This window comes from Pseudomonas sp. Tun-23181, from assembly GCF_057415455.1.
Window position 1 is genome coordinate 900170 of the sequence record NZ_CM171630.1, and the last position, 22608, is coordinate 922777.

The window sequence follows — 22608 nt, forward strand, 5'->3', positions numbered from 1 at the left end:
ATTGCCATTTGCAGAGGATCTCCAGGGAAACACGCGGGCCGGAGACCCGGCCCGCGGTGCAAGGTCAGAAGGCGAAGCAAGAGCAGCCGAACGCGCCCCAGAAGCCCTGGTAGTCGCTGACCGGTACATTGGCGCGCCGCGCCCTGTCGTGCTGGTGCGCATGCACCGCGCAGGCGCCTACGCACTGGTGCACCTGCGCCGTCAGCGGCGCCGCCGGTTTCCAGTGCCCTGGCACCTTGTTCACCGGGGACCAGTCCGGCATCACCGGCAGGGCCGGCGGTGCCAGCTTGTCGAACTCCGCCGCGGCATGGACGACCTTGCCATCCACCACCGTGAGCACCGACTCCAGCCACTTGATCGCCTCTTCCTCGACGCTGAAGTAGTCGGCGGACAGCGCGATCAGGTCGGCGAACTGGCCGACCTTGATCTGCCCCTTCTTGCCCTGTTCGCTGGAGAACCAGGCGCTGCCCTGGGTGAACAGCTGCAGGGTGGTATCGCGCCCAAGGCCCTGGGGGTACAACTCAAGGCCACCCACGGTCTTGCCGCTGACCAGCCAGTACAGGGCGGTCCAGGGGTTGTAGCTGGCCACCCGGGTGGCGTCGGTCCCCGCCCCCACCGGCACGCCTTCGGCGAGCATGCGCTGGATCGGCGGCGTCGTCTCGGCGGCCTTGGCGCCGTAGCGCTCGACGAAGTACTCGCCCTGGAAGGCCATGCGATGCTGGATGGCGATACCGCCGCCCAGCGCCCGGATGCGCTCGATGTTCCTCGGGCTGACCGTTTCGGCATGGTCGAAGAACCATGGCAGGCCATTGAACGGGATATCGCGATCGACCTTCTCGAACACATCGAGCATGCGCGAGATGGACTCGTCGTAGGTCGCGTGCAGGCGGAACGGCCAGCGCTGCTCCACCAGGTGGCGAACCACCGGCTCCAGTTCCTGCTCCATGGTCGCCGGCAGGTCCGGGCGCGGTTCGAGGAAGTCCTCGAAGTCGGCGGCGGAGAACACCAGCATCTCCCCTGCGCCGTTGTGGCGGAAGAAGTCGGAGCCGTCGCCGGGCTTGACCAGCTTGCTCCAGTTCTGGAAGTCGGCCAGTTCTTCCTTGGGCTTCTGGGTGAACAGGTTGTAGGCGATGCGCACGGTCAACTGGCCTTGGTCGGCCAGTTCCTGGATGACCTGGTAGTCGTCGGGATAGTTCTGGAAACCACCGCCGGCATCGATGGCGCTGGTGACGCCAAGACGGTTCAGTTCGCGCATGAACTGGCGGGTGGAGTTGACCTGGTACTCCAATGGCAACTTCGGCCCCTTGGCCAGGGTGGCGTAGAGGATCATCGCGTTGGGGCGGGCGATCAGCATGCCGGTCGGCTCGCCGCTGGCATCGCGCTGGATCTCGCCGCCGGGCGGGTTCGGCGTGTTGCGGTCGTAGCCGACGACCTTGAGCGCCGCTCGGTTGAGCAAGGCGCGGTCGTACAGGTGAAGGACGAACACCGGCGTGTCGGGCGCTGCCTTGTTCAGTTCCTCCAGCGTCGGCATGCGTTTCTCGGCGAACTGGAACTCGGTCCAGCCACCGACCACCCTCACCCACTGCGGTGCGGGGGTGCGGTCGGCCTGGTCCTTGAGCATGCGCAGGGCATCGGCCAGGGACGGCACGCCCTCCCAGCGCAGCTCGAGGTTGTAGTTGAGCCCCCCGCGGATCAGGTGCAGGTGGGAGTCGTTCAGGCCGGGAACCACGGTGCGCCGGTTAAGGTCGATGGTGCGGGTCGCGGCGCCGCGCAAGGCCATCGCCTCGGCATCGCTGCCGACCGCGATGAAGCGGCCATCCTTGATGGCCACGGCCGTGGCACTGGGTTTTTCGGGATCGACGGTATGCAAACGGCCATTGAAAAGAATCAGATCGGCGGTCATGGAACCCCCTGAATGGTTGGCATGGGCCGGGTCGCTGGCGCTGGCGAAAGGCAACGAGGACCAGAGCGCGCCCGCGGCCCCGAGTACGGTGGTAGCGGCAAGGAAGTGGCGACGGCTGTCGTTGGGTGGGTCCTGGTTCATGGCGTTCTACTCGCAAGGCCGACACAGGTCGGCACCGATGGCGTGGCACGGCCGCTCCAAGCAGACGGCAAGCGGTTCGCAGGCCGCACAGGTCGGAGTCAGCATAGCCCGCCATCGCTGGAATGAACGGCCCGCGGCAGCGCCCATGGCGCCACCGGCGAGCCTGTTCCGATCAGTGGCCTTCGGAGGCGTTGAACATGGTCTTGGCGTAGATCAGGCCCAGGCCATAGGCGCCGCCATGGGCGATGGAGGTCTGCACGGTCTCGTTATAGGTTTCGCCCCGGGCCCAGTCGCGCTGCAGCTCGAGCAGGTATTGCAGCGACGTCATGGGACGCGCGCCCAGCTGGATCATGCGCTCCATGGCGTGCTGGTGCGCTTCGTTGGAGACATCGCCACAGGCATCGGCGATGACATAGACCTCGAAGCCCTGGTCCAGCGCCGACAGGGCCGGACCGACGATGCACACCGAGGTCCACAGGCCGGCGAGAACGATCTTGTTCTTGCCGAATGCATTGACCTCGACGGCGATGCGTTCATCTTCCCAGGTATTCATGGTGGTGCGGTCGATCACCTTGTGTTCGGGGAATACCGAGCGGATCTCATCGAAAATCGGCCCGGAGAAGCTTTTTTCCGCCACGGTGGTGAGGATCGTCGACACCTTGAACTCCCTGGCGGCCTTGGACACCAGCGCGGCGTTGTTGCGCAGCGTCACCGCATCGATCGACTTGGTGGCGAAGGACATCTGCGACTGATGATCGATCATGATCAGGGTGTGGTTGCTCGGATCGAGCAGGGTCTTGCCAGGCGCAGCTTTTGCGATAGCCATGGGATACAGCCTCTGGTTGTGTTGTCGAGCCCAGACTGTGTGGCATGTGCCTTGGCAGCTTCTTGTACGAATGATCCTGATTTGTATGTTTGTGCCCTGGTGGCAATGTCGGCCAGCGCTGGGGGCCGCATCGCGCCCCAGGGCTACAAATCGCCACTCAACTGCCCGGCCCGGGCCCAAGGCGCGATGGACAGATGAGCCGCCAGAAACTCCAGCAGCAGCGTGACACGAGCGGGCCGGAAGCTGCCGGGCGGTGTGACCAGGTGGATGGCGATATCGGCGAATCGCCAGTCGGGCAGCACCTCTTCCAACACACCCGCCTGCAGCGCCTCCCAGACGATGAACTCCGGCTGCAGGGCCAGGCCCTGGCTGGCGAGCAAGGCAGGCCCCAGCAGGTCGGCATTGTTGCTGCGCAGGCTCCCCTGCACCGGCACGCTGAAATCACCCTGGGTCGCATGGCGAAACGTCCAGCGCTCGGGCGTGGGCAGGTTGGTGTAGATCAGGCACTGGTGCTGCCCCAGGTCCCGCGGGTGCTGCGGTCGCCCGTGGCGCGCCAGGTAGGCCGGCGTGGCCACCAAGGGGCGGCGCACGGCGCAAAGCCGGCGAGACCTGAGCGTGGAGTCCGGCAGCTCGGCGATGCGCAGCGCGACATCGTAACGGCCAGCCACCACGTCGACGATGCGATCGTCCAGGGACAGGTCGAGCTCGATCTGCGGGTAGCGCTGTTGAAAGACCGGCAGCAACGCCGCGAGGTACTTCAGGCCGAACGACATGGGCGCCGCCAGGCGTATCCGCCCCTTCGCCACGTTGGCCTGCAGGGAGGCCTGCGCTTCGGCGGCGCGCCCCTCCTCCAGGATGCGCTGGGCACGCTCCCAAGCCTGCTGGCCCGTGCTGGTCAGCTCCAGGCGGCGCGAGGTGCGATGCAGCAGCGCGGCGCCCAGGCGCCGCTCCAGCCGGCCGATGGCCTTGGACACCGTCGGCTGGGAGATGCCCAGCACCTGCGCGGCACCGGCGAATGAACCACTGTTGGCGACCTGGGCGAAGATCGCCCAGGCTTCCAAGTCTGGAAGGTTTTTCATCGAAAAAATGGCATGCATGAAATGCCATTCATTCTATTCAGCGTATCGGCGGTTCTCAATACTATGCTTGGGAGGCCTTGGCCAAGCGAGGCTGCCACCCAGCCCCTTGGCCCTGAGTGGAACTCTGAAGGGAAGGAGCACGCCCATGCGCTTTACGTTGCCAGCCAAGCGCCCGACGAACCCGGGGAAGGCTTCTCATATGGCGCAACCAGGGAACTACTCGATCGTGCGCAATCGCGAAGATCACCCCGACCCCGAGCTTCGCTTGGACATTCCCTGTGCCGACGCCTACACCGTCATCGTCCAGCTTCAGGATTTCGCCGCGCACAAGCTGTGGCGTGGCCGCGACCTGGCCTTTGTCGGCGGCCACGCACGCCAGAGCGTGTCCATCGCCAACCTGGGCGATGAGTTGCGCTGCCAGCACCTGGCGGCCTACGACAACATCAGGTTCACCGTGCCACGCCACACGATCCGCTCGTTGTTCTACGAAGCTGGCAGCCCGACGGACCAAGGGCTGGAGCGGGTCCTGAGCCAGGTCGATCCGGTCAGCTACTACCTGTCCCAAGCCTTGCTGCCAGCGATGACCCAGCCCGGCGAAGCCAACCAGCTGTTCATCGACCAGGTGGTGCTCGCCCTGCTCACCCACCTCGACGATCGCTACGGCAAGGCCGTGCTGGCCAACGAGAACGGCAAGGGACTGTGCCCTTGGCAGTTGCGCCGGGCCAAGGAGATGATCGCCAGCCACTTGGTCGAGGGCCTTTCGGTCGAACGCCTGGCGCAGGAATGCTCGCTGTCGCGCAGCTATTTCACCCGGGCCTTCAAGCGCAGCACCGGCCTGTCTCCCCATGAATGGCTGATGAAGCTGCGTATCGACAAGGCCAAGACGCTGATGACGCAGAGCCACCTGCCCCTGTCGCAGATCAGCCTGGAATGCGGTTTCGCCGACCAGTCGCACCTTTCCCGGGTGTTCCTCAAACAGGTTGGCGTCGCGCCGGCCAGCTGGCGTCGCGCCCAGCGACACGGCAACGACGAGCAGGGCACATAGGTGCAAAGCCGGCACATTCATTCAAGAAACCTCGCACGGACGAGGCTAGCGTAGTCACCAGCACCGCAAACCGAGGGCGGCCCGATGACCCATGACCTGTCTCAAGATGTCGCGACATTGCTGGTACGCCACTGTGTGAAACAAGGCGCGGAACAGGACTATGAGCAGTGGCTGCGCCGCACCGTGGCCACGGCCAAGCGCTACCCGGGCCACCTCGGCGTCGATGTGATGCGTAACCGCGACGCCGGCCAGCATCAATTCACCTCCGTCATTCGCTTCGCCAGCACTGCCCAACTGCAGGGCTGGCTCGACTCCGACGAGCGTCGCCAACTGGTCGCGCAAGTGGCCCCGCTGCTGGTCGATGGCGACCGCACCGAGGCGAACGCCGACCGCGAGTTCTGGTTCACGCCCTCCGAGCAAGGCAGCGCGCCGGTGCGCTGGAAGCAGGCCTGCGTCACCTTCCTGGTGATCCTACCCCTGAGCCTGGGCGTGCCGCTGCTGTGGCAGCCGCTGTTCGCCCGCTGGCCCTGGCTGGGGGGTTATGTGGCCAGCAACGTGCTGATCACGCTCAGCATCGTGCTGCTGGTGGTGTATATCTTCATGCCCCAGGTCACACGCTGGTTCGCCCCCTGGTTGGAGAACAAGCGCAGCGGGGCGTAGCCCTGGCCGTGGTCGCGTAGGTGTTTTCCTTGGCCTGGGTTGTCGCGTAGAGTTTCCCCACGCGAACCAAGGCACCGCATCACGCATGGACAAATACGCGCCACGCCAGTGGCTTCCCCACGAAAAGCCCAGCCTGCCCGGCTCGCCATCGACCCCTTTGCATGCCCCGGCCAAGCGCCTGGCCTTTGGCGTGGTCGGCCTGCTGGTGGCCATCACCGGTGGTTTGGGCAACGCCCTGGTGGTCGCCAACCTGCCGTTCCTGCAAGGCGCCCTGGGCGCGACCAGCGCGGAAATGGCCTGGCTGCCCGCCGCCTTCGTGATGACCAACGTGTCGATGAACCTGCTGCTGGTGAAGTTCCGCCAGGAGTTCGGCCTGCGCGCCTTCACCGAAGTGTTCCTGGTGCTCTATGCCCTGGTGACCTTCGCCCACCTGTTCGTCAACGACCTGAACTCGGCCATCGCCGTGCGCGCGGCCCACGGCATGGTCGGGGCGGCGCTGAGCTCGCTGGGCCTGTACTACATGATCCAGGCCTTCCCCGCGCAGTGGCGCCTGAAGGCCATGGTGCTGGGCCTGGGTGCCTCGCAACTGGCGGTACCGCTGGCCCGGGTGTTCTCCGAGGACCTGCTGCAGATCGCCGAGTGGCGCGGCCTGTACCTGTTCGAGCTGGGCCTGGCGCTGGCCGCGCTGGGCTGCGTGCTGCTGCTCAAGCTGCCGCCGGGCGACCGCTTCAAGACCTTCGAGCCGCTGGACTTCCTGACCTTTTCGCTGATGGCCAGCGGCACCGCCCTGCTCTGCGCCGTGCTGTCGCTGGGGCGCATCGACTGGTGGCTGGACGCGCCGTGGATCGGCGTGGCCCTGGCTGCGTCCATCGCCCTGGTGTGCTCGGGGCTGGCCATCGAGCACAACCGCCGCAACCCCTTGCTGATGACCCGCTGGCTGGGCAGCGCCGCGGTGATCCGCCTGGCCCTGTGCGTGATCCTGATCCGCATGGTCACCTCGGAACAGTCCACCGGCGCGGTGGGCTTCCTGCAGGGGTTGAACATGGGCAGCGAGCAGATGCGCACCCTGTACGCGATCATGCTGCTGGGCGCGGTCTGCGGGCTGGTCACCAGCGCCCTGACCATCAACCCCGCGCACCTGGTCACGCCGCTGTTCATCTCGCTGGCGGCGATGGCCACCGGGGCCTTCATGGACAGTGCCTCGAGCAACCTGACGCGCCCCGGGCAGATGTACCTGAGCCAGTTCATGCTGGCCTTCGGCAGCACCTTCTTCCTCGGCCCGTCCATGGCCCTGGGCATCAGCCATGTGCGCACCAACCCGCGCAATCTGGTGAGCTTCTCGGTGATGTTCGGGATCTGCAACAACCTCGGCGGCTTGATCGGCTCGGCCCTGCTGGGCACCTTCCAGACCGTGCGCGAGAAGTTCCACTCCAGCAACCTGGTCGACCAGCTGAGCGCCCTCGAACCGCTGGTCACGGCGCGGGTCCAAGGTGGCGGCGCCAGCTACGCCGGCATCATCCATGACCCGGCCCTGCGCAACGAGGTCGGCATGCGCCTGCTGGCCAACGCGGCCACCCGCGAGGCCAATATCCTCGCCTATAACGATGTCTTCATGCTGATCGGCGCCATTGCCGTCGCGACCATGATCTGGATCCTCATCCGCGGCAGCTGGGTCAAGTACGCGACCCGGCAGGCCCCCTCCCCCGACACCACCAGTGGCGCTTCGACCCGATGACCCAACCGACCCAGTCCACGACCACCACCGCCATCGCCGAGACCCCGGAAGGCACTACGCCACCCAGCGAGCCGAGCAGCCCGGTACGCTCGCGGCGCGTGCGCATCCTCTCGTCGGTCAGCTTCGCCTGCGTGGCCCTGGCCGGCATCCTGCTGGTGCTCTATGCCTGGCGCCTGCCGCCGTTCAGCAGCGCCATCGAAAGTACCGAGAACGCCCTGGTGCGTGGCCAGGTGACGATCATCGGCCCACAGCTGGGCGGCTATATCGTCGAGGTGCCGGTGCACGACTTCCAGTTCGTCAAGGCTGGCGACCTGCTGGTGCGCCTGGACGACCGCATCTACACGCAGCGCCTGGCCCAGTCCAGCGCCCAGTTGCAACAGCAGCAGGCGGCACTGGCCAACAACCTGCAGCAGCGCAAGAGCGCCGAGGCCACCATCGCCCAGCGCCAGGCGGCCATCGACGATGCTGCGGCGCAGGCCGCCAAGGCCCAGGCCGACCTGCGGCGCAACGAGGCGCTGGTCAGCGATGGCTCGGTGTCCCAGCGTGAACTGGACCTGAGCCGGGCCAGCCATGCCGCGGCGATCGCCAGCCTGGCCCGGGCCAGGGCGGCGCTGGAGATCGCCCGCCAGGACCGGGAGACGGTGATCGTCAACCGCGCTGCCCTGGAAGCGGCGGTGGAGAATGCCAAGGCCGCCGTGGAGCTGGCCCGCATCGACCTGGACAACACCCGGGTGACGGCCCCGCGCGATGGCCAGCTGGGGCAGATCGGCACCCGCCTGGGGGCCTACGTCAACCCGGGCGCGCAACTGATGGCGCTGGTGCCCGATACCCTGTGGGTGATCGCCAACATGAAGGAAACGCAGATGGCCAACGTGCGCATCGGCCAGCCGGCGACCTTCACCGTCGATGCCCTCGATCATTTGCGGTTGCGCGGCCACGTGCAGCAGATCTCGCCGGCCACCGGCTCGGAGTTCGCCCTGCTGCAGGCGGACAACGCCACCGGCAACTTCGTCAAGATCGCCCAGCGGATCCCGGTACGGATCACCGTCGACCCCGACCAGCCCGAGGCACGGCGGCTGCGTCCGGGGATGTCGGTGGTGGTCAGTATCGATACGCGGGAGCAGTGACGGCTGGCCATTGGGGGCTGCTTTGCAGCCCCCAATACTCAGGGCGTCCAGTCCACGCCATGGTCATCCAGGTAGTCATCCACCGCCGCCCCCACCGTTGGGTGGAAGATGTCGGTGCCGATATGGCTGAGCACCTCCAGGCGCAGCAGCTTGTCCTTCACCGGGTCTTCCACCTCCGCCAGGTGCAGCTCGATGCCTGCATTGCGCAGCAATTGCTCCAGCTCGACGAGCATGTCGGCCGAGGTCACGTCCACGCTGGTGACCGGCTCCGCCGCCACCACCACCCGCCGCACCCCGGCCCCGGCGTCGGCGACGGCGTCCAGCACGCAGCGCTGGAACAGCTCGGCATTGGCGAAGAACAACGGCGCATCCCAGCGAAACAGCACCAGCCCCGGCACCCGTCGGGCATGGGGGTAGCGCGACACGTCGTGGTAGCCGCGAATGCCGGCGACCCGGCCAAGCACGGCATAGTGCGGGCGCCAGCCATCCCAGAGGAACTCGATCACCGCGATGACCACCGCCAGGCCAATGCCTGGGACCGCACCGAACACCGCCACGCCGACGAAGCAGGTGATCGACAGCCAGAACTCCCAGCGCTGAATGCGGTAGATGCGCCGCAGGTCCTTGAATTCGAACAAGCCAATCGCCGCCGCGATGACCACCGCCGCCAGGGCGCTTTCCGGCAGGTGGTGCAGCAGGTCGGGCGCCAGCAACAGCAGCAGCGCCACGCCCAGCGCACCGACCACACCGGCCAGTTGGGTCTTCGCCCCTGCCGCCTCGGCCACCGGCGTGCGTGACGAACTGCTGCTGACCGGAATGCCCTGGAACAACCCGGTCGCGAGGTTCGCCAGGCCCAGGCCGAGCATTTCCTGGTTGGGGTCGACCTGGGTGCGGGTCCGGGCGGCGTAGGTACGCGACAGCACGCTGGTATCTGCGAACGACACCAGCGCCACCGCGGCACCGCCGATCAGCACGGTGGCCAGGTCATCCAGGCCGATCAAAGGCAGGGAGAACCCCGGCAGCCCCTCGGGCAGCGCGCCGACCACCGCCACCCCATGGCTGGCCTCCAGGCCCAGTCCACCAGTGGCCAGGGTCGCGAGCAGCACGGCGATGAGAACGCCCGGCACCCGCTCGTAGCGCTTGCACGCGAGGATGATCGCCAGGGTCGCGGCGCCCAACGCGAAGGCGTGCCAGTTGGCCGCGCCATCGAGCAAGGCGCGCAGCAGTTGCGTGGTATCGCCCAGCGGGCCGCTGCTCTGGCTGGAGATACCGAACAGCTTGGGCGTCTGGCTGATCAGTACCGTGAGGGCGATGCCGTTCATGTAGCCGTAGCGGATCGGCTTGGACAACAACTCGGTGACGAACCCCAGCCGCAGCAGGCCGGCAGCGATGCAGATCAGCCCCGACACCAGGGCCATGGCACTGGCCAGGGCGATCGCGCGCATCGGGTCGCCGGCGGCCAAGGGCAGCACGACGGCCAGGATGATGGGCACCAGCGCCGAGTCCGGCCCCAGCACCAGGATGCGGCTGGGCCCGAACAGCGCATAGGCGAGCAAGGGGACGATGGTGGCGTACAGGCCGTAGATGCCCGGCACGCCCGCGGCCTGTGCGTAGGCGATACCGACCGGCACCAGCATGGCCGTCAGCACCAGGCCGGCGAGCAGGTCCCGGGGCAGGCAGCCCGGCGGGTAGTGGCGCAACAGGCGCAGGCCGGGCAACCAGCGCTGCCAGCCGCCGGCTGGCGCAGCGGCCTTGTACGGTGGCGGCGGGTCCAGCCGGGTCGGTGAGCGATTGTCCATGGGCCCCCTGGCTCAGAAGCGCGGCCCCTCCCCCCGAAGAGCTTCCAGGCCGCCGATCACTGCAGTATGGATGACGCACGGCGCCTTGCCGGCTCACGCACAGGCCATGACAAACATCGCCCCAGCGTTTACTGTCGCGCACGCACGCCCTGCCTGCCGGAGTTGTCCCCATGCAACTGAACAACCTGATCCGCCGCCTCGACCTGGTCACCCTGCAACTGTTCGTGGCCATCCACGAGGAAGGCAGCCTGACCCGCGCCGCCACCCGCGAGGCCATCGCGGTCTCGGCGGCGAGCAAGCGCCTGAACGAGCTCGAGGGGGCCCTGGGCTCGCCACTGTTCGTCCGCCAGGCCCGTGGCATGCAGTTGACCCCAGCCGGCGAGACCCTGCTCCACCATGCCCGGCGCATGCTGTTCAACCTGGAGAAGATCGGCCTGGAGCTGGGTGAGCACCTGCAGGGCGTGCGCGGCTACGTGCGCATGCTCGCCAACCTGTCGGCGATCATCCAGTTCCTGCCCGAGGACCTGGCGCTGTTCTGCGCGCACCACGAGCGGATCAAGGTGGACCTGGAGGAGCGGCCGAGCAACGGCGTGATCCAGGGCCTGCTCGACGGGGTCGCCGACCTGGGGATCTGCTCCAGCGACAGCGACACCCGCGAGCTGCTCAAGGTGCGCTACAAGCGCGACCAGCTGGTGCTGGTGCTGCGCGCCGGGCACCCGCTGGCAGGGCATGGCCAGGTGGCCTTCGTCGATGCCCTGGACAACGACTTCGTCGGCCTGCACGCGGCCAGTTCCATCAACATGCGCACCCATGAGGCGGCGCGCCGTGCCGGCAAGGTGCTGCGCCTGCGTATCCATGTGCCGAGCTTCGATGCCGTGTGCCGCATGGTGCAGGCAGACATGGGCGTGGGCATCCTGCCGCGCCAGGCCTTCGAGCTGTTCGGCGGTGCGCTGGGGCTCCAGGCCGTGGCGCTCAGCGACGACTGGGCCGAGCGCGAGCTGCTGCTGGTGGCGCGCGACCTCGACTCGCTGTCGCCGGTCAGCCGGCTGCTGTTCGAGCATTTGCGCGGTGACAGGGGTTGAGAATGGGCTGACAGGCTCACCGGACACCTCGACCGTTCGCATTTGGCGAACGGTAGTTGCCGACACAGGATTGGTGCCCTCGCCCGCGTCGCCGTAGCCTCTGGCACATAGTCCAAGAACAAGAGGTACGCACCATGCCCGCTCCACTCGAAGGTATCAGGGTCCTGGAAATAGGCACACTGATCGCCGCCCCGTTCGCCGCTCGCCTGCTCGGTGAGTTCGGTGCCGAAGTAATCAAGATCGAAGCCCTCGGCCAGGGCGATCCCCTTCGCAAGTGGCGAAAGCTGCACCAGGGCACCTCGCTCTGGTGGTACCTGCAGTCGCGCAACAAGAAATCCCTGGCGCTCGACCTCAAGGCCGCCGAAGGCCTGGAGATCGTCAAGCGCCTGTTGCAAGACACCGATGTACTGATCGAGAACCTGCGCCCCGGCGCCCTGGAGAAACTCGGCCTGGGCTGGGACGTGCTGCACGCGCTGAACCCCAGGCTGACCCTGGTGCGCATCTCTGGCTACGGCCAGAGCGGTCCCTACCGCGACCGCCCAGGCTTCGGCGCCATCGGCGAGGCCATGGGCGGCATCCGCTACACCACCGGCGAACCGGGCTCGGCCCCGGCCCGCGCCGGCGTCAGCCTGGGTGATTCGCTGGCCTCGCTGCACGCCGTCATGGGCGCCCTGCTCTCGCTGTTCAACGTGCGCGCCAACGGTGGCGAAGGCCAGGTGGTGGATGTGTCGCTGGTGGAAAGCGTGTTCAACCTGATGGAGAGCCTGGTCCCCGAATACGACCTGCTCGGCCATGTACGCGAGCGCAGCGGCGGTGCCCTGCCCGGCATCGCACCGTCGAACACCTACCGCACCGCCGACGGCGCCTTCGTGGTCATCGCCGGCAACAGCGACCCGATCTTCCGCCGCCTGATGCACACCATTGGCCGTCCGGACCTGGCCGAGGCCGCCGAGTTCGCCCACAACGATGGCCGCGCCGCCCAGGCCGCGCTGCTCGACGAGGCGATCGAGGGCTGGACCCGTCGCCATCCCATCGCGCAGGTGCTGGCCGCGCTGGAGGCCGCCGAGGTTCCTGCCGGGCGCATCTACTCGGTCGCCGACATCGTCGCCGACCCGCACTACCAGGCGCGCGGCATGCTGCTCGACAGCCAACTGCCAGACGGTACCCCGGTGCGCATGCCGGGCATCGTGCCCAAGCTGTCCGCCACCCCGGGGCGGGTCGACTGGCAAGGCCCGGCGCTGGGTGAACACACCGATGCCCTGCTCGCGGGCATCGGCCTGGGCGAGGACGACATCGCCCGCCTGCGTACCGAGGGGGTGGTGCAATGATCCCGGCCAATCCCGACTTCATGCTGATCCAGGAAGTCGCCCCCCGCGACGGCCTGCAGATCGAACCGACCTGGGTGCCCACCGAAGAGAAGATCGAGCTCATCGACGGTCTCTCGGGCCTGGGGTTCTCGCGTATCGAGGCGGGCTCGTTCGTCTCGCCCAAGGCGATCCCGGCGCTGCGCGACGGCGACGAGGTGTTCCGAGGCATCCGCCGCCAGCCCGGGGTGGTCTACGTCGCCCTGGTGCCCAACCTCAAGGGCGCCGAACGCGCCCTGGCCGCCGGCGCCGACGAGCTGAACCTGGTGCTCTCGGCCAGCCAGTCGCACAACCTGGCGAACATGCGCATGCGCCGCGAGCAGTCCCTGGCCGGTTTCGGCGACATCGTCCAGGCGGTGCACGGGCGCTCGGTCAGCCTCAATGCCACGGTCGCCACCGCCTTCGGCTGCCCGTTCGAAGGGCATATCGACGAAGACCTGGTGCTGCGCCTGCTCGATGCCTACCTCGAACTGGGCGTGCAAGGCGTGACCCTGGCCGACACCACCGGCATGGCCAACCCGCGCCAGGTCGCGCGCCTGGTGCGGCGTAGCCTGGAACGCCTGCCCGCGGCCATGCTCACCCTGCACTTTCATAACACCCGTGGCCTGGGCCTGTGCAACGTACTGGCCGCCTACGAAGCCGGGGCCCGGCGTTTCGACGCGGCCCTCGGCGGGCTCGGTGGCTGCCCCTTCGCCCCAGGCGCCTCGGGCAACATCTGCAGCGAGGACCTGGTCAACCTGTGCGCCGAAACCGGCATCCCCACCGGCATCGATCTGGACGGCCTGCTGAGCCTGTCACGCAGCCTGCCGGCGCTGCTCGGCCACGAGGTGCCCGGGCAACTGGCCAAGGCCGGACGCAATTGCGACCTGCACCCGTTGCCGGAGCACCTGCCCGGCTGAAACACCGCGCCATCCGGGGGCCCCCGGCCCCCACCAGACAACAAGAACAACAGGGCCGCCTGTAGTGCGGCCGACTGGAGAATGAACGATGAGTCTTTCCGCCCTGCAACTGGGCGCCAGCGATGGCGCCGACAGCGAAAAAGCCCTGGTGCGCAAGGTCGCCTGGCGGCTGATGCCGCTGATCATGGTCTGCTACCTGTTCGCCTTCTTCGACCGCATCAACATCAGCTTCGCCAAATTCCAGTTGCAAACCGACCTTGGCTTCAGCGATACCGCCTACGGCCTGGGCGCCAGCCTGTTCGTGGTCGGCTATGTGCTGTTCGAGGTGCCCAGCAACCTGATGCTGTACAAGGTCGGCGCGCGCCGCTGGATCGCCCGCATCATGATCTCCTGGGGCCTGGCCACCGCGGCCATGGTGTTCGTCACCAGCGAGTGGCAGTTCTATGCCCTGCGCTTCATCATCGGCGCCATGGAAGCCGGCTTCGCGCCGGGCGTGCTGTACTACCTGACCCTGTGGTTCCCGCGTCACTACCGGGGCCGCATCACCTCGCTGCTGTTTCTCGCCTCGGCCTTCGCCGGGTTGTTCGGCGCCCCCTTCTCGGGGCTCGTGCTCGACCACCTCGACGGGGTGATGCAGATCCGCGGCTGGCACTGGCTGTTCCTGCTCGGCGGCCTGCCCTGCGTCGGCCTCGGCCTGCTGGTGCTGACCCTGCTCAAGGACCGTGTCGAGGATGCCGGCTGGCTGGACGCCCGGGAGAAACAACTGCTGCTCTCGCGCATCGACCCGCCCCAGGCCGCCCACGGCCAGGGCTCGCTGCTGCAAGCGATCCGTATTCCCGGCTTCCTGACCTTGGGGCTGATCTACTTCCTGATCCAGATTGCCTCCTATGGTCTGAACTTCTGGGCACCACAGCTGATCCGCAGCGCGGGTACCGAGAACCCGTCGATGATCGGCCTGCTCACCGCGGTGCCCTATATCTGCGGCGCCATTGCCATGGTGATCTGCGGCAGGCTGTCGGACGCCACCGGCGAACGCCGCTGGTTCACCGCCGGGCTGGTCGCCCTCGGGGCGCTGGGTTTCCTCTGCGCCGGGCTGTTCGATGACAACACGCCGCTGCTGATCCTCTCCCTGGGCCTGCTCGGGGCTGGCGTGGTGGCCTCGATCCCGAGCTTCTGGGCGCTGCCGCCGAAACTGCTGGCCGGCGCTGGCGCCGGGGCTGCCGGTGGTATCGCCCTGATCAACACCCTTGGCCAGTTGGGCGGCATCGTCAGCCCGGTGCTGGTGGGGCGCATCCGCGACCTGACCGGCAGTACCACCCCGGCGCTGTACCTGATCGCCCTGACCTGCCTGGTCACCGTCGCCCTGGTGCTGTTCGCCCTGCCGCAGAAGCTGCGCACGCGGGATGTGCCCCATCAGTGATGGGGCCCGCCGATTGCGCAGATGCCGTCCTGCCATGATTGCGCACCCTCTGGCCCGCGGGTTCTAATTCTGCCCGCCGGCCACGCCGGAGCCTTACCTTCGCAATCAAGGACGCTTTACCATGCACAGGAAGATCGTACCGCTGGCACTGCTGGCCACCTTGGCCGGCTGCTCGGATACCAAGGATGCCAGCGAGGCCAATTTCCAGAAGGCCGCCCAGGCCTACCTCGACACCCAGTACCCCCGCTGCTTCGTGATCACCTCGTTCCCGACCAAGACCCGCGACTTCGACCTCAACGGCACCAACAAGGCGCTGCATGCCCTGGCCCAGGTCGGCGTGGTCAGCGAAAAGGAGATCTCCCGCACGCAAGTGCCCGAGCGCCTGTGGCAGCCGGCCCGCACCGACATCTACTACGCCTACGACCTGACCGACGAAGGCCGCAAGTACTACAAGGCCGATGCGCAGCAGAGGATGAACGGCACCACCTCTGGCGGCCTGTGCTTCGGCAAGGCCCAGGTCACCGCCATCGAGCGGTTCAGCGAGCCGGGCGAGATGATGGGCCAGCAGATCTCCCGCGTGACCTACGCCTACAAGGTCACCGACCTGCCCGCGTGGGCCGGCGATGACAACGTCAAGGCCGGCATCTCGGGCCTGGACAAGATCGTCGCCAGCGCCCAGACGCCGCTGAAGGAAACCCGTGCCATGGTCCTGACCAACAAGGGCTGGGTGCACGAGCGGCTGTTCGGCAAGTAGCCATCCGAGGCGCAGGGCCCGCCCTGCGTCTACAACCACCAGGCCAGCACTGCCGGCAACCAGGCGAACGACAGCACCGTCGAGCACATCACCAGGTTGGCCACCTGCTCCGGCGAACGGTTCGCCCGCACCGCCAGCAGGTAGTTGAACACCGCCACCGGCATCGACGACTGCACCACCAGCACCGCCCGCTCCAGCGGCTCCAGGCCGAGCGCCGCGCCCACGCCCCAACCCACCGCCGCCCCCAGCACGATGCGCAGCCCGCCGAGCAGCAGGCCGTTGCCTACATGGCGCAGGCGGATGCTGGCCAGTGACACGCCCAGGGTCAGCAGCATCAGCGGGATGGTCATGCCGCCCAGCAGGTCGACGGTGTTGGCCAGCCAGCGCGGCAGCTCCAGGTCGAGGAAGATGATCGGCATGGCCCCGACCAGGCTGATCACGATCGGGTTGCGCAGCAACGCCTTGAACGACGCAGCGCTGCCGGACATGGCCAGGCCCACGGTGAACTGGAAGATCGACAGGGTCAGGAAGAACGCCACGGCCAGGGCCAGCCCGTGTTCGCCGAAGGCATACAGGCTGATCGGCAGCCCCATGTTGCCGGTGTTGGGGAACATGAAGGCCGGCAGCAGCACTCGCCAGTGCTGGCCCGACGCACGGCAGACCAACAGGCCGGCCAGGGCCATGCCGAGCATGCACAGCACGCAGCCCAGGGCCATGCTGGCGAAAGCCGTCGGGTCGAGGTCGGTGCGGCTCAGGGTCGACAGCACCAGGGACGGAGTGCCGACCGTCATGACGATCCCGGCGATGAACTCGGTCGGGTAGTCGAGCCCGCGGCGGGCCCAGGCATAGCCGATGCCGGCGACGATGAAGACAGGCGCCAGGACGGCGAACAGCGAAGCCAGCATGTGTTCTCCCTGAACCGGATTAGAGAAGGCAGCCGCCATTATGCGGGGGGTGGCCCCTTCTCGGGCAAGCCTTGCTGCCAGTTTTGCGGCCGCTTCGCGCCGGCTTCCACAGGTTTCCCACTGCCCTCAGACGCGATGGAGTACCTGTGGGAGGATAGGGCTGGTACAGACAAACAAGACCATCGACGATCAGGCAATGACCGCAGCTTCCCCCTCCCCTGGCAACGGCGAATCGCCCGGCAAGGCTGCCGCCACCCCGGGCCCGGACTTCGGCACGAACTGCGCCCCGCTGCCCGACAAGCGCCAACTCACCTCGGTGATCCCGTAGCGCTCGGCCATCGGCCGGCTCACTTTCCTGATCCGCTCCCGCCCGAATTTCGGAATGATCCCGACCCCGGCATCACAGCTGGCCCAATGCCAGGCCTCGGCGTTGTCCATGCGTTCCAGGCGAATGATGAAGCTGCGCTGCTCGCCATGCAGTCGATAGTCGATGATGTACAGCTGTGGGGTTGGCATCGTAGGGGCCCTCCTCTTCTCCATGGATGACTTCCTGATTGATCGGGGTTTTCCGTGAAGATTCAAAAGATTGTCGAACAATGTGAATGAGTGGGCTGAAACCCTCGCCGCGGCCTGCATCCCTGTGCCAGGAGGGTATGGATCGATCCGGGGCGGCGGCCCCTGGCCACCACCCCGGATCGCTGCCCGGCCGGTTCAGCGCCGGGCCTCAGCGAACGCAGGCCTTCACCGGTTGTGGCCGCCGCCGTGGCTGTGCTGGCCACCCTTGCGGCCGGCCTCGGAAGCGCGCTCACGGTCATTGGCGAAGTTGCCCCCGGAGTTCTGGCCGCCTTTGTGGCCGGCGCGGGAGGCTTTTTCGCGGTCGTTGGCGAAATTGCCCGGGTTGGTTTCCTTGGTGCCGCCACGTTGGCCGGATCGCTCTTGGTCACGCGCCATGTCGTTTCTCCTTGCTAGTGGAATTGGCTTGGCACGGAATTGCGCCATGCAGTACTTCCGAACCGGCGCTGGCGGCCTCTGCTCAATCGACATGGCCCAGGGCTGACGAGTGGCGCCAAACGCCCGCTTGGCCAAAAGCTTGTGCGCCAGCGTCTGGCGCAGGGACGCTTGCCGGCGATGGGGCGCGCAGCGGCCCCGAATGGCTTGCCCGCAGTTTTTTCGCACTTCCCCGCCCCAGCCGCTGTCACACCTCAGGATGCCGTTCCCCCAACACCAGGAAGACCGTCATGACACCGACCCACGCCACCCGCCAGGCCTGCCGCCAGCTCGCCCTGGAGCAGAACCAGCGCCTGTTCGCCCAGGCCTACCAGCTCGACCACGCGGCCTTCGCCCTGCTCGAGCGCCCCGGCCTGGATGCCGGTCGCTTCGACCACTACCAGTCGCTGCGGCGCAAGGCCGCCGAACGCTACGAGGAGGCCCTGGAGCACCTGGCGCTGATCGACCAGAGCTTTGGCGCGCGTTCACCGGCGATCGCTCGCCGCTGAGCCGAAGGGCGGCCTATAATCGCGCATCACACGCCCGGCGATGCTTCCAAGGGCCGAACCTTCAGGTCTGTACAAGGCTCCGTTCCATGAAGTCGTCCTCCAAGCAGTCCCCAGCCGCCCCGCAGAACCCAGCGCTGAGCCCCAGCCACCTGGACTTCCCGGTGGTTGGCATCGGCGCCTCGGCAGGTGGCCTCGAGGCCATCTGCACCTTCTTCCGGCAGATGCCTGCCGACTGCGGCATGGCCTTCGTCGTGGTGCTGCACCTGTCTCCCGACCACCAGAGCGTGGCCGACCGCATCATCCAGGAAACCACCGCCATGCCGGTGCGCCAGGTCAGCGAGCCGGTGCCCATCGAGCGCAACCATGTCTATGTGATTTCCCCGGCCAACCGCCTGTCCACCAACGACGGCTACCTGCGGGTCAGCCCGGCCAACCGCCGACGTGGCGACCATGTGGCCATCGACCTGTTCTTCCGCGACCTGGCCGACGTGCACAAGGACCACGCCTTCTGCGTGGTGCTTTCGGGCACCGGTGCCGATGGCGCGGTGGGCCTGTCGCGGATCAAGGAGCAAGGCGGCGTGACCCTGGTGCAGGCGCCGGACGATGCCCAGTACGATGGCATGCCCCGCGCGGCGCTGGAGACCGGCATGGTCGACCTGGTGCTGCCGGTGGCCGACATGCCGCAGAAGCTCATGGAACTGTGGCACAACGCCCGCCAGGTCCGGCTGCCGGAAATCGAGGACGACACCCTGCCGCCGGCGCTGGGCAGCCGCCGTGGCGACGCGCGTCAGGCCGAGCCGCTGCTGGAGGAGATCCTGCTGCTGTTGCGCACCAATACCGGCCACGACTTCCAGCACTACAAGCGCGCCACCGTGCTGCGCCGCCTCGAGCGGCGCTTGCACGTCACCGGCCAGGCCGACCTTGCCGCCTACTACCGCTACCTGGAGCAGCACCCGGAGGAGTCCGCGGCGCTGCTGGCCGACATGCTGATCGGCGTGACCAACTTCTTCCGCGACCGCGAAGCCTTCGAGGCGCTGGAGCGCCATGTGCTGCCCGAGCTGGTCAGCGACGGCGAAAGCGGCGACGGCCCGGCCGAGATCCGCGTCTGGTCGGCTGGCTGCTCCACCGGCGAAGAGGCCTACAGCCTGGCCATGCTGGTCTGCGAGCAACTGGCCGTGGAGCAGCGCGCGGCCAAAGTGCAGGTGTTCGCCACCGACCTGGACGAACGCGCCATCACCTTCGCCCGCAGTGGCAGCTACCCCGAGGCGATCGTCACCGACGTGCCGCCGGCACGGCTGCGCCAGTTCTTCGTCAAGGAAGACCAGCACTACCGGGTACGCAAGGAAATCCGCGAGAAGGTCCTGTTCGCCCGCCACAACCTGCTGTCCGACCCGCCCTTCTCGCAGATCGACCTGGTGGTCTGCCGCAACCTGCTGATCTACCTGGACCGCGAGGTGCAGCACGACATCCTGCAGATGTTCCATTTCGCCCTGCGCCCTGGCGGTTACCTGTTCCTCGGTTCGTCCGAGTCGGCCGACGTGGTCGGCGAGCTGTTCACCCCGGTGGACAAGCGCAACCGGATCTTCCGGGCCCGTGCGACCAACCCCGCCAGCCGGCGCTCCGGGCGCGAGTTGCCCGGCGCCGAGGTGCAGGCACCGATCCCGGACAACCGCACCAAGGCCCGCCCTGGGCGCAAACTGTCCTACGCCGAGGTGCACCACCGTGCCCTGGCCCGGCGCACGCCTCCGAGCCTGATCGTCGACGGCGACGGCAACATCCTGCACATGAGCGAAGGGGTCGGCCGTTTCCTGCACCTGGTAGGCGGCGAACCCAGCCGCAACCTGCTCAACCTGGTCCTGCCACCCCTGCGCCTGGCCTTGCGCAGCACGCTGTTCCAGGCCCGCCAGGGCTCCCAGGCGGTCACCTCGCGGCCGGTGGAGCTGGTCGAGGGCGAGCGCAGGCTGCAGGTGGAAGTGGTGGTCCAGCCGCACAAGGACGAGCCCAGTGCCAGCGAGTACCTGCTGGTGGTCTTCGAGGAGCGCCTGCCAGACCCATCACTGCTGCCGGCCAGCGGCATCCGCCAGACCGACAGCATGGTCCTGGCCAACCTGGAGCGCGAGCTGCAACGCACCCGCCTGCAATTGCAGGAAACCATCGAGCAGTCGGAGATCTCCAGCGAGGAGCTGACCGCCTCCAACGAAGAGATGCAAGCCATCAACGAGGAGTTGCGCTCGGCCAGCGAGGAGTTGGAGACCAGCAAGGAAGAGCTGCAGTCGATCAACGAAGAGCTGCTGACGGTCAACTACGAACTCAAGAACAAGGTCGAGGAAACCGACAAGGTCAACGACTACCTGAGCAACCTGATCGCCTCCACCGCCATCGCCACGGTGTTCGTCGACCGCAACCTGCGCATCCGCTGGTTCACCCCACGCGCCACCGACATCTTCAACATGCTGCCGGTCGACACCGGCCGCTCCCTGCTCGACATCACCCACCGCCTGGACTACCCGGAGCTGGCCGACGACGCCCGCGCCGTGGCCCAGGGCGAGACCACCATCGAGCGCGAGGTGGGCGGCGAGAACCAGCGCTGGTACCTGGCACGCCTGCTGCCCTACCGCTCCAGCGAGCAGAAGATCGACGGCACGGTGCTGACCTTCATCGACATCAGCAAGGGCCGCGCCGCCGAGGAGCGGTTGCGCCTGGGCGAGGAACGCATGCGCCTGGTGGCCGAGAGCACCCATGACTTCGCCATCATCCTGCTCGACGAGCACGGCCTGGTCACCGACTGGAACACCGGCGCGACGCTGATCTTCGGCTACGCCAAGGCCGAGGTGATCGGCCGCCACTACGCATTGATCTTCACCGAGCAGGACCGCCGCGAGGGCGTGCCGGAGCGTGAGCTGCGCGCGGCCCGGCTCAACGGTCGCGGCCAGGACGAGCGCTGGCAGGTGCGCAAGGATGGCAGCCGGTTCTACTGCAGCGGCGAGATCTCCCTGCTCAAGGGCAGCAGCTTGCGCGGCTACGTCAAGATCGCCCGCGACCTGACCGGGCACAAGCGCCTGCACGACGAGCAGAGCAAGCAACTGGCCGAGTCGCAGAACACCAGCCACATGAAGGACGAGTTCTTCGCCATCATGTCCCATGAGCTCAAGCACCCGCTGAACCTGATCCAGCTCAACGCCGAGATCCTCCGCCGCCTGCCGTCGGTGAAGCACACCAGCGCCGCCAGCAAGGCGGTTGGCACCATCTGCGACGCGGTGTCCAGCCAGGCGCGGATCATCGACGACCTGCTCGACGTGGCACGCATCCGCACCGGCAAGCTCAAGCTCAAGACCGAGCCGGTGGACCTGTGCGCCATCCTGCGGGGCATCCATGCGGTGGTGGTCAGCGAACAGCACCCCTGCAACGTGGTGCTGGAGATGCCGGCCGATGACCAGGCGCTGTTCATCGAGGGCGACAGCACGCGCCTGGAACAAATCATCTGGAACCTGCTCAACAATGCCTTGAAGTTCAGCCCCACTGGCAGCGACATCCGCCTGGTGCTGGGCCGCCAGGGCGAGCAGGCCTGCCTGCAGGTGATCGACCAGGGCATCGGCCTGAGCGAGCAGAGCCTGGAGTGCATCTTCGACCTGTTCAACCAGGGGGTCCCGCAACCGGTCGGCCACAGCCGCGAGGGGCTGGGGATTGGCCTTTCGCTGGTGCGCCAGCTGGTGCAGGCCCATGGCGGCAGCGTCCAGGCCAGCTCGCCGGGGCTCGGCAAGGGCTGCACCTTCGTCGTGTGCCTGCCGTTGTGCGACGCCGACCAACCCGCCTGTGCCCCGGCCGGCGAGCAGCAGGCCGAGGGCCGCTTGAGCGGTATCCGGGTGCTGCTGGTGGACGACTCGATCGAGGTGCTGGAGGTGATGCAGCAGTTGCTGGAAATGGAGAGCGCCGACGTGCAGGCCTACAGCGACCCACGCGCGGCGCTGGAAACCGCCGGCGGCGAGCGCTACGACATCATCCTCTCTGACATCGGCATGCCGGGCATGGACGGCCACGCCCTGATCAAGGCGCTACGCGGCCATGCCCACCTGCGCTACACGCCAGCCATCGCCCTGACCGGCTATGGCGCCAGCGCCGACCAGTACAAGTCGCGGCAATCCGGCTTCGACCGCCACCTGAACAAGCCGGTGGGTTATGACGAACTGGTGGAGGCGATCGAGGCGTTGAGCGGCTCGGTGCCCTACTGACCGCTCATCCGGCCGGTGGCGGATCGGGCACGACATTCAGGGCATCGCGCCACCGTCATCTGCCGTCATGGCAAGAAAACCCACAAGCGGAGTTCGCGAGCCCAAGGCACAGGATGCGATGGGCGCGGCCCGAGAATGAACTCC

General features: G+C 67.3%; 17 protein-coding genes and 1 pseudogene. 11 read left to right on the forward strand and 7 right to left on the reverse strand.

The genetic code is table 11. The features are described from left to right. Positions 1–64: 64 nt before the first annotated feature. The 3 genes from ACDI39_RS04535 to ACDI39_RS04545 all read right to left on the reverse strand — a co-directional run bounded on the left by ACDI39_RS04535 (position 65) and on the right by ACDI39_RS04545 (position 3949). Positions 65–2044, reverse strand: coding sequence for an amidohydrolase (locus tag ACDI39_RS04535; protein WP_486537780.1), 1980 nt, complete (start codon positions 2042–2044; stop codon positions 65–67). Between the two features lie 172 nt (positions 2045–2216). Beyond that, entirely contained in the window at positions 2217–2870 is a 654-nt protein-coding gene (locus ACDI39_RS04540) for a hydrolase (protein ID WP_225787762.1), read from the reverse strand. A gap of 143 nt (positions 2871–3013) precedes the next feature. After that, complete coding sequence (locus tag ACDI39_RS04545; protein WP_368816264.1) at positions 3014–3949, reverse strand: LysR family transcriptional regulator; 936 nt, start codon at positions 3947–3949, stop codon at positions 3014–3016. A 199-nt stretch (positions 3950–4148) separates the two neighbouring features. Here ACDI39_RS04545 and ACDI39_RS04550 point away from each other — a divergent pair, with 199 nt between their 5' ends. The 4 genes from ACDI39_RS04550 (at position 4149) to ACDI39_RS04565 (ending at position 8516) form a co-directional block, all read left to right on the forward strand. Next, complete coding sequence (locus ACDI39_RS04550; protein ID WP_486537783.1) at positions 4149–4994, forward strand: helix-turn-helix domain-containing protein; 846 nt, start codon at positions 4149–4151, stop codon at positions 4992–4994. An 84-nt stretch (positions 4995–5078) separates the two neighbouring features. Then, positions 5079–5654: an antibiotic biosynthesis monooxygenase gene (locus ACDI39_RS04555; RefSeq protein ID WP_225787759.1), complete on the forward strand. Its 576-nt coding sequence runs from the start codon at positions 5079–5081 to the stop codon at positions 5652–5654. A gap of 85 nt (positions 5655–5739) precedes the next feature. After that, positions 5740–7389 carry an MFS transporter gene (locus ACDI39_RS04560; RefSeq protein WP_486537785.1) on the forward strand — a complete coding sequence of 550 codons (1650 nt, stop codon included), beginning with the start codon at positions 5740–5742 and terminating at the stop codon, positions 7387–7389. Continuing rightward, positions 7386–8516, forward strand: a complete 1131-nt coding sequence (locus ACDI39_RS04565) for an HlyD family secretion protein (RefSeq protein ID WP_486537787.1) — start codon at positions 7386–7388, stop codon at positions 8514–8516. The genes ACDI39_RS04560 and ACDI39_RS04565 overlap by 4 nt, the downstream gene beginning before the upstream one ends. A 38-nt stretch (positions 8517–8554) precedes the next feature. On the opposite strand, the gene ACDI39_RS04570 is transcribed toward ACDI39_RS04565, so the two are convergent. After that, entirely contained in the window at positions 8555–10315 is a 1761-nt protein-coding gene (locus tag ACDI39_RS04570; protein ID WP_486537789.1) for a SulP family inorganic anion transporter, read from the reverse strand. A gap of 170 nt (positions 10316–10485) precedes the next feature. Here ACDI39_RS04570 and ACDI39_RS04575 point away from each other — a divergent pair, with 170 nt between their 5' ends. The 5 genes from ACDI39_RS04575 to ACDI39_RS04595 all read left to right on the forward strand — a co-directional run bounded on the left by ACDI39_RS04575 (position 10486) and on the right by ACDI39_RS04595 (position 15834). Beyond that, entirely contained in the window at positions 10486–11397 is a 912-nt protein-coding gene (locus ACDI39_RS04575) for a LysR family transcriptional regulator (RefSeq protein ID WP_225787755.1), read from the forward strand. 134 nt (positions 11398–11531) lie between these two features. Further along, positions 11532–12725, forward strand: a complete 1194-nt coding sequence (locus ACDI39_RS04580) for a CaiB/BaiF CoA transferase family protein (protein ID WP_225787754.1) — start codon at positions 11532–11534, stop codon at positions 12723–12725. Then, the gene (locus tag ACDI39_RS04585; RefSeq protein ID WP_225787753.1) at positions 12722–13660 is read left to right on the forward strand and encodes a hydroxymethylglutaryl-CoA lyase; all 939 of its coding nucleotides are present in this window, start codon (positions 12722–12724) and stop codon (positions 13658–13660) included. The genes ACDI39_RS04580 and ACDI39_RS04585 overlap by 4 nt, the downstream gene beginning before the upstream one ends. Before the next feature lie 88 nt (positions 13661–13748). Beyond that, positions 13749–15080, forward strand: a complete 1332-nt coding sequence (locus tag ACDI39_RS04590) for an MFS transporter (protein WP_225787752.1) — start codon at positions 13749–13751, stop codon at positions 15078–15080. Between the two features lie 121 nt (positions 15081–15201). Continuing rightward, positions 15202–15834, forward strand: a complete 633-nt coding sequence (locus ACDI39_RS04595; protein WP_225787751.1) for a hypothetical protein — start codon at positions 15202–15204, stop codon at positions 15832–15834. A 29-nt stretch (positions 15835–15863) separates the two neighbouring features. Here the strand turns inward: ACDI39_RS04595 and ACDI39_RS04600 are convergent, their stop codons facing one another. The 3 genes and pseudogenes from ACDI39_RS04600 to ACDI39_RS04610 all read right to left on the reverse strand — a co-directional run. Continuing rightward, positions 15864–16739, reverse strand: a complete 876-nt coding sequence (locus tag ACDI39_RS04600) for an AEC family transporter (RefSeq protein WP_225787750.1) — start codon at positions 16737–16739, stop codon at positions 15864–15866. Between the two features lie 189 nt (positions 16740–16928). After that, complete coding sequence (locus tag ACDI39_RS04605) at positions 16929–17255, reverse strand: DUF6555 family protein (RefSeq protein ID WP_225787749.1); 327 nt, start codon at positions 17253–17255, stop codon at positions 16929–16931. A 225-nt stretch (positions 17256–17480) separates the two neighbouring features. After that, positions 17481–17636, reverse strand: a pseudogene (locus ACDI39_RS04610) (con-10 family general stress protein); the annotation flags it as partial. A gap of 341 nt (positions 17637–17977) precedes the next feature. Between ACDI39_RS04610 and ACDI39_RS04615 the strand changes: the two are divergent. Beyond that, entirely contained in the window at positions 17978–18235 is a 258-nt protein-coding gene (locus tag ACDI39_RS04615) for a hypothetical protein (RefSeq protein WP_225787747.1), read from the forward strand. Positions 18236–18321: 86 nt separating this feature from the next. Continuing rightward, complete coding sequence (locus ACDI39_RS04620) at positions 18322–22464, forward strand: CheR family methyltransferase (RefSeq protein ID WP_486537794.1); 4143 nt, start codon at positions 18322–18324, stop codon at positions 22462–22464. The last annotated feature ends 144 nt before the right edge of the window (positions 22465–22608 follow it).

What these genes read in the sequence shown, in the direction of transcription:
- ACDI39_RS04540 (WP_225787762.1), bottom strand. Translation starts at nt 2,870, where the DNA reads ATGGCTATCGCAAAAGCTGCGCCTGGCAAGACCCTGCTCGATCCGAGC.
- ACDI39_RS04620 (WP_486537794.1), top strand. Translation starts at nt 18,322, where the DNA reads ATGAAGTCGTCCTCCAAGCAGTCCCCAGCCGCCCCGCAGAACCCAGCG.
- ACDI39_RS04550 (WP_486537783.1), top strand. Translation starts at nt 4,149, where the DNA reads ATGGCGCAACCAGGGAACTACTCGATCGTGCGCAATCGCGAAGATCAC.
- ACDI39_RS04585 (WP_225787753.1), top strand. Translation starts at nt 12,722, where the DNA reads ATGATCCCGGCCAATCCCGACTTCATGCTGATCCAGGAAGTCGCCCCC.
- ACDI39_RS04565 (WP_486537787.1), top strand. Translation starts at nt 7,386, where the DNA reads ATGACCCAACCGACCCAGTCCACGACCACCACCGCCATCGCCGAGACC.
- ACDI39_RS04570 (WP_486537789.1), bottom strand. Translation starts at nt 10,315, where the DNA reads ATGGACAATCGCTCACCGACCCGGCTGGACCCGCCGCCACCGTACAAG.
- ACDI39_RS04545 (WP_368816264.1), bottom strand. Translation starts at nt 3,949, where the DNA reads ATGAAAAACCTTCCAGACTTGGAAGCCTGGGCGATCTTCGCCCAGGTC.
- ACDI39_RS04590 (WP_225787752.1), top strand. Translation starts at nt 13,749, where the DNA reads ATGAGTCTTTCCGCCCTGCAACTGGGCGCCAGCGATGGCGCCGACAGC.
- ACDI39_RS04580 (WP_225787754.1), top strand. Translation starts at nt 11,532, where the DNA reads ATGCCCGCTCCACTCGAAGGTATCAGGGTCCTGGAAATAGGCACACTG.
- ACDI39_RS04605 (WP_225787749.1), bottom strand. Translation starts at nt 17,255, where the DNA reads ATGCCAACCCCACAGCTGTACATCATCGACTATCGACTGCATGGCGAG.
- ACDI39_RS04535 (WP_486537780.1), bottom strand. Translation starts at nt 2,044, where the DNA reads ATGAACCAGGACCCACCCAACGACAGCCGTCGCCACTTCCTTGCCGCT.
- ACDI39_RS04560 (WP_486537785.1), top strand. Translation starts at nt 5,740, where the DNA reads ATGGACAAATACGCGCCACGCCAGTGGCTTCCCCACGAAAAGCCCAGC.
- ACDI39_RS04555 (WP_225787759.1), top strand. Translation starts at nt 5,079, where the DNA reads ATGACCCATGACCTGTCTCAAGATGTCGCGACATTGCTGGTACGCCAC.
- ACDI39_RS04595 (WP_225787751.1), top strand. Translation starts at nt 15,202, where the DNA reads ATGCACAGGAAGATCGTACCGCTGGCACTGCTGGCCACCTTGGCCGGC.
- ACDI39_RS04575 (WP_225787755.1), top strand. Translation starts at nt 10,486, where the DNA reads ATGCAACTGAACAACCTGATCCGCCGCCTCGACCTGGTCACCCTGCAA.
- ACDI39_RS04600 (WP_225787750.1), bottom strand. Translation starts at nt 16,739, where the DNA reads ATGCTGGCTTCGCTGTTCGCCGTCCTGGCGCCTGTCTTCATCGTCGCC.
- ACDI39_RS04615 (WP_225787747.1), top strand. Translation starts at nt 17,978, where the DNA reads ATGACACCGACCCACGCCACCCGCCAGGCCTGCCGCCAGCTCGCCCTG.